Below are 11,808 nucleotides of genomic sequence, written 5' to 3'. Positions count from 1 at the left end.
TTGTTATGTTAAGGGTTACGAGGACGTAGATGTGGGAAAATTTATTGGCAACAATAGAAGCTCGTGACTTCAGTCATGGGAGGTTCACTAATAAAAATAATCCTTAGTTATTGAGAAATACGACGATAAATTTTTATTATCAAGTGTTACAAACTTATATCCCATCATCTTAAGTTTTGGAATAGCCGCCATAATTCCTTCTGCCGTTTCCTTTTTAGGATGGTTCATATGAAATATAAGAATAGACCCTGGAGGTGCACTTAAACATGCGGTACTAACCTGCTTCTTTGTATAGGTGGCGCCTGCATCTCCAAGGATATTAAAGTTTACTGCGTCTTCACCAATTTCATTTACTATCTTTACTGCCAACTCATCATAATATGCTGTACCTGAACGAAAATATTTTGGCTTTCTTCCGGTAAGTTCTTCAATCTGACCTTCATTTAATATTATCTCATCAACTACTTCTCCTATATTCTGAGTCCCTATAATACCATACGCAGATTTACCGTTTACTGAAAGAGGTTTATGGAGATAGCCGTGATTCTCAATTTCAAACTGAGGTATTTTTGTAAGTGCCATGAAAGCATTGTAATTGGCATCAATCCATCTTGAATTTATAAACAAAGTTGCAGGTATATTTTCTTTTCTTAAAAAATAGATTAACTCACTATCATATCCATTGCTCAGTGCACTGCCACCACACGCATCAAAGGTTAATGCAATAATCTTATCTGTCGTATTTATTTGTGTTTTAACACCAGTAGTTTTTTCACCCCATTGTGTGGGAATTTCATTTTTATAGTTACTCGTCATATTCTCCTTTAGCTGTGGAATTGTTAAGTTTGTACTATAAACTTCTTTAAAATTTATTGTATTTTTAGCACTTATTAATTCTGAAGTTATTGTTTTATTATATGGGTTTTTTAAAACATAATTTTTAGAATAAATTAAATTAAGTACACACAAAAAACATACGTTTAATAAATACAATTTGTTTCTTCTCATCATTAAACTTCCTTCCCAAGCTACCTATTTCTATAAAAAATATTTGTATACTTATTATTACTAATAAACATTTTTAATATTCAAAATAAGATAATCTACAAATTCATTAAATAAAATAAATCTATTTATGACTTATCAGTTTTCCTTAGATACAAAATATCATTTCTGCTGATAATTATCCCTACAATTACCAGTGGGTTTTATAGTTGAAATCAAAGTATAATTATTTTGTTATTAATGAAAAAGTAAAGTTGGACAAGCAATTATAAAAAAATGAAAAGGAGAGGAATCAATGGGGGAAAAACTAATAGAAAATTAATTATTCTTTTATTAACACTCGTGTTTATTACTAGCGGTTCATTAACGCATTCAGGTTTCGCATTTGCGGGTATAGATGAGAAACCAGTAGTAACTACAATTAATATTACTCCAATGCCTACAGATGGAAAGATAATATCAGGAGTGGCAAAAATATCTGTTAATCCTACAGATAATAAAGGAATAACTAAGGTTGAATTTTATACAAAGGCAGTTTCGTCACCAGACAGTTCTTATTATAAAGTAAAGACGGCTACTACATCTCCGTACATTGCTAATTGGGCTACAAGTCCTTGGGTTTCTGACGGTGAATATACTATTAAAGTTGTTGTATATGATACTACAAACCAAACTGCTTATTTAACAAGAAATGTAATTATTAGAAACAATATACCGATAATTACAGCTATCGATATTACTACCATAGATGCAGATGGAAAGATCGTATCAGGAATTCCAAAAATATCTGTTAGCCCAACTGGCAACAAAGCAATAACTAAGGTTGAGTTTTATACAAAGGCAGTTTCGGCACCAGATAGTGCGTATTATAAAGTGAAAACTGTTACTGCAGCACCATACATTGATAATTGGGCTACAAATCCTTGGGCTCCTGATGGTGAATATATCATTAAAGTTGTTGTATATGACACAGCAAACCAAACTGCTAATTTATCAAGACGTATAATTGTTAAAAACACTACTGAAGCTCCAACAAATTTATTATCAACTGCAAAAACAGGTACTAATGTACTTTTGAGCTGGACAGCAGTTGCTGGAGCTGTCGGTTATGACATTTGTGAAGGAATAAATAAAGTTGGAGCAACAACTATAGCTACTGATTTTATGGTAACTGGACTAAATGCAGAAACAAATTATACTTTTACTATAAAAGCAAAAGATATTTTAGAAAATATTTCAGCAACAAGTAATGGTGTTTCTGTAGATACAGAAGCGGAGGCAGCAGTTAATCAAATTAGTCTAAACAGTTATGTGGCTAAAGCAATATCTGAATATGAGATAGGTAAATATACATATCTTTTAAACAATGACTATGCTCATTATAATGGTGTAACACAAGATATAGCTTATAAAGGTACAACATTATTAAGAGCTAATCCAGATGGAAGCAGATCAAGTCATTGTGTAGGATTAACCTTTGAGGTTTTCTTTAAAGCTATGCAGGCAAGAAATATCGATGCTGGAATTTCAAAGGATAACTTCAACAATATGTCTTCTGAAAATATGACTGATTTTATGCTTACCTGGTATGCAGCATTAGGCACTCCTAAATCACAAGGTGACCAACTTGCTGGAGCTATTGAAAAATATGGGTTAGGCACAAGAATAACTAATCTTGAGGAAGCTAGAACTGGTGATTTTGTAGATTTTGAAAGAACAACTAGTATAGGGCATGCAGCTGTGTTTATGAACTGGATTAGAGATAACAACAATATTATTGGATTTAAATATTGGTCTTCAAATGTATCAACTAATGGTATTAACTATAAGGAAGAATATTTTAGTGACAGTGTTACAGCAGGAATTGTTGATAGAAGGCAACTGTATATTGGAAGAGTAGGCTCTTTGGAAAACTATACCCCCCATGTTAATTTAATGTAGTTTTAGTATATACAACTAAAAAGGTGGATTAGATAATATATTTTCAGTGTTTTTGAATTTATTATCGCACTTTAGTAAATAAATAGTATTAAATATTATTTATTGAAGGCTTGTAGCAATATTATTTATATAAATAACAGTAAGGACTTCTAGGAAAGGAAGATGTGAATGCAGGTTAATAAAATTATTGATTTTTTAGAAACAGATACCATAAGTGTTACTTTTTCATCTAATGGGTTAAAGTATTTATCTTTGAAAAATAATAATGGTAATGAGCTTATAGATTTAAAAAGCTTTAGTGAGGGGAAAGAACAAAATCCCATGATAAATTTGTTAGTTAAGGAAACCTTGAATTTTTTAGAGACAGGAATTCATAATATGATGTTGGATTTAACAGATTTTACACCTTTCCAGCAAACTGTTTTTGATACTGTTTCTAAAATTGGTGCAGGGAATATTTGCACGTATAAAGAATTGGGTGAGGCACTAGGAAAACCAGGTGCGGCACAAGCTGTTGGTAGTGCAGTTGCAAAAAATCCAGTTTCTTATTTTATTCCAACTCATAGGGTGTTACCACAAAAGGGTATTGGAATATGTAGAAGTGGGGCTGGTTTTTTAAGGGAAAAGCTTTTGATACTTGAAGGGCATGATATTGAGAAGCTTAGGGGTAATTATGTATGCAAAAGAAAAAAATGCTGTATGGAGTGATCAAAAAATAATCACTCTATCAGCTTAAGATTCAACTGTTATAGTAATTATTTTTTATGAACCATGGTTTATTAATAACTCAGAGAAAATGCGGTTTGATAATGTTAAATTATGCTTTAGGTGTAAATCCACAATAACCTATCTCATCACATCTTCTTTTCATATCATTCCAGATGTCTTTTCCTTGTATAGATTCTATTGCTGTAGGATATAGAATATAGTTTTCTTTAAATATATGGTCCCTCATGTTAAATATAATATATTTTGCTGATTCATCTACTTTTTCTTTGAATTCATTGAAGATTAATTCAGAGGCCTCTTCTGCTGTCACTTTTAAAGAGTTTTTTTTAGTTTTTAAATCTTCATGCTCCATTCTCATAATTCGGGTTGGTCCAGTAATTCCTCTGCTTTCCATCTCAGTAAACAACACTTTTTCCTCTCTTTGGTGATGATTTTCTGCATCTAATATATTAAATATAATAGTCTTTAATTCTTTAATTTCTCCTAAACTGTTAATATATTTTTGGGACTTTTGAATTTTAGAATTAACTTCTTCAAGTTGAGTCAAGAATTCAAGGATTTTATCGTGTTCAGCAATAAGGGTATACACAACATGACCCGGTTCAATCTTTGTTTTAATTTTATCAAGTTCGTCTTTTAAAACTTCCATGTGTATATCACAAAGATGTCTTAAATCTTGAGGCTTCATTCCTTTTTCTATTAAATTTTGTTCTGCAATAGAAAGCTCAACAGGACTTATATTTGAAACAATATCTAAGGCTTCTTTTCTTAAAGCTTCAGTTACACCCTCCTGGTTTAATTTTTGTAAAACTTCGGTTAATTTTTTTATTTTTTTGTTATCCATCTTTAAAATCTCCCTTCTATATCTATTTTTATAAATTTTGTTTCCATGACATAATTTTAATTAATTTTGATCTATAAGAATGTGATTTAAATCAAAATAGTAAAATTTATTAAAAGCAGATACTTGGATAAAAATAAAGCTGCTTATCATTATAAACAGCCTATGGTTAACTTTATTTTTTTTTATGCATCTGAATTAATGTACAACAATAAGGAAGAAATAGATAGAGAAAAGTGTTTCAGCGAATACGGTAATTTTAAAATGCTTCATGATAAAGAAATAAATAGATTATTAAGTAGTGATAATAAGAAAATATCAAGCATGGGAATATAAAAAAATAATAAGGTTTTGATACGAGCCTTTAAATTATCGTTAATTTATCCATTGGGATAATTGGTAGTAAAAGTCTTAGAGAAGTCATTTAGTTCTTATATGTTGTAATTTATAGTTTTTATATAAATGAGAGTATAGGAGAAGATAATGTATTTAAGAACCCCATGCCTTTAGGCATGGGAGTATCAGTTACTGCAGCAGATGGACTAGGTGTGGCATCAAGCCAATTAAAGGAACTAAGTAATTTAGCTGGTGAAAATCAACAATTAAAAATGAAATTAAATGGTATATCAGAAAATATAAATAAAAGCTCTAAAGGGATTAGAAGCATGGGAGAAAAGACAACCAATATTCAAGAAGGAACTAAAAACACCTCCAAAGCATTGACAAGTATAAGCAGTCGATTAGCGGGGGAAACCTCATCTATGAAAGAAGGGCTAACAGGTGGTATTTCGCCAGATGAGTTAAAAGAAATGGCATCAGGATTTATTACTATGGGAAAAAAACTTGGTGATGCATCTAAAGGACTAGGAACTTTTCATGAAAAGAGCAATATGATGGTGGCAGATATACCAGGAGACCAGATAGGACTCGACAGTATATTATACGATGATGAAACTAAGAAGATTCGCTCAATGTTTTCCGATGTAATATTAGATAATGAACATGCTTTAATGGTTGTAAAACTACAAGGAAATTTAGGGGATGAATATAAAGATCAGATATCTAAAGATGTAAGTACAGCATTAGAAAAGGAGGGTTTTAAAAATGTTTCGTATATAGTATCAGGAAAACCAGTGTTAGATTCGTCATTAAGAAGTGAAATGAAATTTAATATGGCAATAATGGTTGGACTTGCAGTGATTATAATGTTTATAGTTCTTGCTATTGTTTTTAAAGTAAGATGGAGGATGCTAAGCTTAGGTATTATATTGGTATCTGTAATTGCAACTCTAGGATTTATGGGAATTTTAAGTATACCTATTACTATGGTGTCAATGGCAGTATTTCCAATATTAATAGGCCTAGGGATCGACTACTCAATACAATTTCAAAATAGATATGAGGAAGAAAAATCTACAAGAAAGACTCTAAGTCAAATAGGTAAAGCTATAGCAATTGCGCTTTTAGCCACAGTTTTAGGATTTATATCACTGTATGCTTCACCAGTTCCTATGATTCAAGATTTTGGAAAGATGCTAACAATAGGAGTAATAATAAGCTTTATAGGAAGTATGATTTTGCTTCTGCCCATACTACATTTAAGGGATAAATCGGATATACAAAGTGAAAATAAAGTGAAAGTATTTAATAGTGAAACCCTATTAGATAGGATTTTAAAAAGCACCACAAAAGTAGTTATAAAATATTCAGTTGTTGTATTAATAATTGTAATAGTTTTGTCCTCTATGGGATATATAACTGATAAAAATATAGGTGTAGAAACGGATATTGAAACCTTTATGCCTCAAGATATGAAAGCTTTGGAGGATATACACACTATTAGAAATGTAGTAGGTTCAACAGATCAGATGGCTATATATATAAAAGACAGTAATATTTTGAGTGAAAAAAATATAGACTGGATAAAATCTAAAACAAAAGATATAGAAGGAAAGTATGGGGATATTGTAGTAGATGTGAAATCCATAGATACCTTGGTTAATAACGTTTCAACAGATAAAAATCTAAGCCATGTAGACTATATTGAACTAGTTAAAACATTACCGAAGCAACAGAAGAAAATGTTTTTAAATGATAAAAAAACAGAATCTGTAATGCTACTTAATATTAAACATATGAGTACAGAGCAATTACAAGATTTTGTAACAAAAATAAAAGCTGATTTAAGTGATTCCTCCATGGAAGTGCAAGTAACAGGAAAATCTGTGTTAGATGTTGAAATGGTTGAGAGGCTTACATCAGGCAGGGTTAAGATGACAATTATCGGGATAGGACTTGTATTATTCGCTCTAATTCTTATATACAAAAACCCAGTTAAAGCACTTATTCCAATATTTCCTGTGATTTTAATAGTGGGAATGTCTAGTGGAATAATGTATTTAATAGGTCTAAAGTATACACCTATTACTGCAACTCTAGGGGCTTTAGTTCTTGGTATGGGAACGGAAATGACAGTAATGCTAATGGAGAGGTATTTAGAAGAGAGAAAATCAGGAAAACACAAAACAGAAGCTGTAGTAATCGCTGTTACCAAGATAGGGAAAGCTATAGTAGCATCAGGGCTTACTACCATAGGCGGATTTTCAGTGCTAATGGCTTCTCAATTTCTAATACTAAAGGACTTTGGCTTAATGACAGTAATAAATATATCATTAGCTTTAATTAGTACCTTTATAATATTACCCCAGTTTTAATATTACTTGATAGATTTATCTTAAATAAAAAGGACATCAGGGATGTATCTAACAAATAAATATTTTCAGGAAACTTATAAATAATATACAATATAACCAATAGCCTATCAGAGCACTGAAAGAGGTCCAATGAATGAAGTTTAAATACGGTAACACATGTTACCGTATTATTATGTAAAAATAGTTACAATATAAACAAATATTATTTATACATATTTAATATTATATCTGCATTAATTTATTTGATTTAAATCACATTTTAAATAGTCCTAAAGGGATAGAATGTTACTAACAAGTAATTAGAGGAAAATCTAATTGTATTTTAAGGAGGCTAATTATGGAAAAGTATGTTTGTACAGTATGTGGTTATATTTATGATCCAGCAGAAGGTGATAGTGATGGCGGGGTGGTTCCAGGAACAAAATTCCATGATATTGATGAAGATTGGGTTTGCCCGTTATGTGGAGTACCAAAATCAGATTTTGAAAAAGTAGAAGAATAATAATTATTAACACCAATAATAAAATATGAAGGAGAAAATATAATGAATATTATTAGAATGAATGAAATTGAAGGCAAGAAAAACATGAGAGGTGTTGTAGCTAAACAACTTATAAGCCATGATAACACAAGGGTTATGAATTTGAATTTACAGCCTGGAGATGAAGTTCCCCAGCATAAGGTTCCTGTTGATGTATTTTTTTATGTTGTTTCTGGTAAAGGAACAATACAAATTGGGGAAGAAAAAGCTGTGGTTAACGCAACTGATATTGTTGTTTGTGCGCCGAATACTAACATGGCACTATGGGCAGACCAAGGTGAAACATTTAGTGTTTTAAATATTAAAACACCAAATATAAAATAATCAGTCATACTCACTATTTTATAGAATGTTAAGTATAAATATAGAAATATCAACTGGCTGAGATATGGTATGTAGGTTAAATACTAAAGTTGAATTTTATGGTGGCAATGCCAGCCATTTGCCACCGTTACACAAGATATTATTAGATACAATTAGTTAATATAAAAGCATTGATTAAAAGATACATAAAATACAATGATGTGGTGGGAATTCCGACCATTTTCCGACGGTTATTCAAACCCGTTGGAAAAGTTTTTTACCGAAGTGATGTTACCATTTAATACTAATAGGTGTAATAATAATAATTATAGGCACAACAATATGATAAGACAAACTAAGTGTAAATTCGCTCTGTATTCGGGTGCTGATTTTTTTGTAAGCAAGCGGGATGTTCAGCATCCCACTAAGCTATCTGCTATCTGGTAATTTTATAAATAGCTTAACTTCTGTTTTATTTTTAAGGAGTGTATTATGTTCAACGGGCAGTGATATAGTTAGTATCGGTTCTCTTCCACCAGTAAAACCCTCGATTAACATTAATTAGTTGAGGGCTTTTTTTTGCCTGGATTTTATTAGTTGATTAGATAATGAATGGCGGAAACTCAACAAGTAAGGTGGATTTTTGAGAAATTATTATAAATAAATATTCTCAATATAGATAAGTACAATAAGGTGATATAATTAAATACAATAATCGAAACTAATTAACTTGATTTTTAATTTACTAAATTATATGTAATGCTAATTTAAAAAAAAGATCAAAAGATGTCTAAAGATATTGGAAAAGGCGATGCAATTAAATGACTGAGGTTGTTACAATATAAAGCTCAAGCGAGGAGGAAAAAATAGATAATAAAAAGATGAGCGAATTTATTTATGTTTTAAGAAAAGCAAAAGAACTTGGGGTAACAGTAAATGAGTTGATTTGTGGTGAAAAAATAATAAGCGAACGAATAGATTTAAAAGATGAAGAGGTCGTAAATAATACTATTAAGTATGTAGAAAAGGTTAAAAAAATCAATAATTCTAATGTTTTTTTAGTTATATCTCTTACTTTTCTTTTCAGTGCCCTTGGTTGCCTTATATGCAACTTTGCTATCAGTGGATTATTAAACTGGTCGTTATATCCTGTAGGAGGATTATTAATCATATGGTTTACAATAATCCCTATATTTTTTATAAAAAAACATAGAGTTTTAATATCAATGTTTATAATGACAGTAGGTTTAGTACCATATCTGTTTTTAATAGAATACCTGTGTCCATATAAAGGATGGGTGCTTTCCTTAACCATTCCTATAGTGGGTGTTGTATTAATCGCGTTTTCATTGTAATTGCTCTTTTTTTAAATAAAAAAATTAACAGATATTATATTGTTGCAATCACCTGCTTATTATTTGGAGTCTGTCAGCAAAAGTAAACAGAACTTGAGGAATCTATAAAGTAAATAAGGTTGAAATATAATTAGTGAGAGTTATTGATAGAAAATAAATCAATAGGAAGTAGGGAGAAAGCTCGAAAGGAGTTTTCTCCCTACTTCCTATTGCATTTTGAGAGGAAAATCTAATCAGTAGAAACTATAGTTCAGAATAGCTTAGATATCCACCATTAACTCCCGCAATTCCACTTACTTTTTATTATAAGCTAATATAATTCTTAATCTAAAAATAAGACTTTTTTAATGTGATTTTAATCTTACCAATAGATAATGTAAAGCATGAGAAAGTTTATAACAAGAGGGGAAAAATATGAATATTTTAATGAATGTAATAAGTGGAATAATGCATATTGATAGTTATTTAGTATTAATGGTACAGCAATATGGAATATTAACATATGCTATTCTTTTTTTTTATTATCTTCCTAGAAACAGGATTGGTTGTTACACCATTGTTACCAGGAGACTCAATGCTATTTGTAGCAGGAGCATTAACAGCAATTGGATCAATGAATTTTTTTATTCTTCTAGTTGTAATATATTTTGCAGCGATACTTGGAGATACCGCTAATTATTATATTGGTAAAAAGATTGGAAGTAAGATATTAGAAAAAGAAAAAGTAAGGTTTATTAACAAAGAGTATTTAAAAAAGGCTCAGAAGTTCTATGAAAAACATGGGTCAATGACAATAGTTCTAGCAAGATTTATTCCTATAATTAGGACCTTCGCTCCTTTTGTTGCAGGTATAGGAAAAATGAATTATTCGAAATTTATACCTTACAATATGATTGGTGGGGGATTATGGGTAAGCTTATTCTTAGGTGGTGGTTACTTCTTTGGCAATCTATCCTTTATAAAAAATCATTTTTCTTATGTTCTAATGGCTATAATAATTATTTCGTTATTGCCTGGAGTTATAGTGTTCATAAAAGAAAAGAGCAAAACAGGAAAAAATGATGAAAATGATATCCTTAATACCGAGTCTAACATCTAAAAGAATATGTTATAGCAGTATATAATGGTGGTATTGTGTTCAAAAATTATTTTTATTATTTTGCAAGAAAGATATATTGAAAAGCTCGTCGCTTTTAAAATTTACAAATTATTGTTATAAGGAGTGTATATTAGATGGATTTGAACATTTTTTTAGTGCTAAAAGCTATAATAATAGCTATAGTAGAGGGGATAACAGAATTTATCCCAATTTCCTCTACTGGACATATGATTATCGTAGGAAATATTATTAATTTCAAAGGTGCATTTGCAAATAGTTTTGAGGTAGTCATTCAATTAGGCGCTATTCTTGCAATTATAGTTTTATATTGGAATAAAATATGGAGCTCAGTTGTGGAGTTTTTTAAGGCAAAACCTTCAGGCATAAAATTTTGGACTAATATTATAGTTGCATTTATACCAGCTGCAGTCTTAGGATTTCTTTTCAATGATAGAATAGATAAATATCTATTTAATCCAACCACTGTAGCTTTGGCGTTAGTGGTTGGTGGAATTCTCATGATTATTATAGAAAATAAATTTCGGACTGAGGATAAAACGAAAAATATTGAGAAAATAACTATTAAACAGGCATTTAAAATAGGGTGCTTTCAATGTTTTGCACTATGGCCAGGAATGTCTAGGTCGGCATCTACAATAATGGGAGGTTGGATTAGTGGCGTTTCTACAGTTGCTGCAACGGAGTTTTCATTCTTTTTAGCAATACCAACTATGTTTGGTGCTACAGCATTAACACTATTTAAAAGTGGAATGAATTTTAGTAGTGGAGAAATTATTACTTTATTTATTGGGTTTGTAATTGCATTTTTAGTGGCACTAATTGTGGTAGAAAAATTTGTTTCGTATTTAAAGAAAAAACCTATGAAGGTTTTTGCTATTTATAGAATAATTGTGGGTATAGCATTGCTATTTTTAATTAAGTTTGTGGGTATTTCATTATAAATATTAAACATCTAAATCTCAAATTTATCTGTTATCTAGGTGTTTTTTAATACTTATAGCATATATAGTAATGAAAATAGAAAAAAGGGGAATGATGAAAATGATATCATTAGTACAGAGATTTGATAGCTCAGTATTATTGTATATAAAAGATAATATGCATGGAATTATTATGGATAATAGCATGGTTATATCAACATACTGGGGTAATGGAGGGATTGTATGGATTATAATAATAGCGATACTTATGATTAATAAAAAATATAGAAAAATAGGTTTTATGGCTTTAGGGGCCTTAATACTAAGTACAATTTTAGG

The 11,808-nt window shown here is 30.3% G+C and carries 10 protein-coding genes and 2 pseudogenes; 10 read left to right on the top strand and 2 right to left on the bottom strand.

What is annotated here, in order from left to right:
• Positions 1 to 87: 87 nt before the first annotated feature.
• Complete coding sequence (locus tag KPL51_RS22215; RefSeq protein ID WP_216166463.1) at positions 88 to 1,011, bottom strand: polysaccharide deacetylase family protein; 924 nt, start codon at positions 1,009 to 1,011, stop codon at positions 88 to 90.
• A 270-nt stretch (positions 1,012 to 1,281) separates the two neighbouring features.
• Here KPL51_RS22215 and KPL51_RS22210 point away from each other — a divergent pair, with 270 nt between their 5' ends.
• Entirely contained in the window at positions 1,282 to 2,946 is a 1,665-nt protein-coding gene (locus tag KPL51_RS22210) for an Ig-like domain-containing protein (RefSeq protein WP_216166461.1), read from the top strand.
• Between the two features lie 168 nt (positions 2,947 to 3,114).
• Positions 3,115 to 3,654: a methylated-DNA--[protein]-cysteine S-methyltransferase gene (locus KPL51_RS22205; protein ID WP_216166459.1), complete on the top strand. Its 540-nt coding sequence runs from the start codon at positions 3,115 to 3,117 to the stop codon at positions 3,652 to 3,654.
• A 109-nt stretch (positions 3,655 to 3,763) separates the two neighbouring features.
• Here the strand turns inward: KPL51_RS22205 and KPL51_RS22200 are convergent, their stop codons facing one another.
• On the bottom strand, positions 3,764 to 4,519 hold the full coding sequence (locus tag KPL51_RS22200) for a DUF438 domain-containing protein (protein ID WP_216166457.1): 756 nt from the start codon (positions 4,517 to 4,519) through the stop codon (positions 3,764 to 3,766).
• A gap of 123 nt (positions 4,520 to 4,642) precedes the next feature.
• Here KPL51_RS22200 and KPL51_RS22195 point away from each other — a divergent pair, with 123 nt between their 5' ends.
• From KPL51_RS22195 to KPL51_RS22160, 8 genes and pseudogenes are all read left to right on the top strand, one after another.
• Positions 4,643 to 4,852, top strand: a complete 210-nt coding sequence (locus KPL51_RS22195) for a hypothetical protein (protein WP_216166465.1) — start codon at positions 4,643 to 4,645, stop codon at positions 4,850 to 4,852.
• Positions 4,853 to 5,016: 164 nt separating this feature from the next.
• Entirely contained in the window at positions 5,017 to 7,230 is a 2,214-nt protein-coding gene (locus tag KPL51_RS22190; RefSeq protein WP_216166454.1) for an efflux RND transporter permease subunit, read from the top strand.
• A 337-nt stretch (positions 7,231 to 7,567) separates the two neighbouring features.
• Positions 7,568 to 7,732, top strand: a complete 165-nt coding sequence (gene rd / locus KPL51_RS22185) for a rubredoxin (RefSeq protein WP_216166452.1) — start codon at positions 7,568 to 7,570, stop codon at positions 7,730 to 7,732.
• A 42-nt stretch (positions 7,733 to 7,774) separates the two neighbouring features.
• The gene (locus KPL51_RS22180; RefSeq protein WP_216166450.1) at positions 7,775 to 8,095 is read left to right on the top strand and encodes a cupin domain-containing protein; all 321 of its coding nucleotides are present in this window, start codon (positions 7,775 to 7,777) and stop codon (positions 8,093 to 8,095) included.
• A gap of 860 nt (positions 8,096 to 8,955) precedes the next feature.
• Positions 8,956 to 9,429 carry a DUF6320 domain-containing protein gene (locus KPL51_RS22175; RefSeq protein ID WP_216166448.1) on the top strand — a complete coding sequence of 158 codons (474 nt, stop codon included), beginning with the start codon at positions 8,956 to 8,958 and terminating at the stop codon, positions 9,427 to 9,429.
• Between the two features lie 414 nt (positions 9,430 to 9,843).
• A pseudogene (locus KPL51_RS22170) lies at positions 9,844 to 10,528 on the top strand (DedA family protein).
• Between the two features lie 134 nt (positions 10,529 to 10,662).
• A complete protein-coding gene (locus KPL51_RS22165; RefSeq protein ID WP_216166445.1) occupies positions 10,663 to 11,490 on the top strand; it encodes an undecaprenyl-diphosphate phosphatase in 828 nt (275 codons plus the stop codon).
• Between the two features lie 100 nt (positions 11,491 to 11,590).
• Positions 11,591 to 11,808 (top strand): annotated as a pseudogene (locus tag KPL51_RS22160) (phosphatase PAP2 family protein); the annotation flags it as partial.

The sequence above is a fragment of the Clostridium bowmanii genome (genome assembly GCF_018861315.1).
Lineage (GTDB): Bacteria > Bacillota > Clostridia > Clostridiales > Clostridiaceae > Clostridium_AD > Clostridium_AD bowmanii.
The sequence above is the reverse complement of the archived record's forward strand: the minus strand, read 5'-3'. Positions and strand labels throughout refer to the sequence as shown.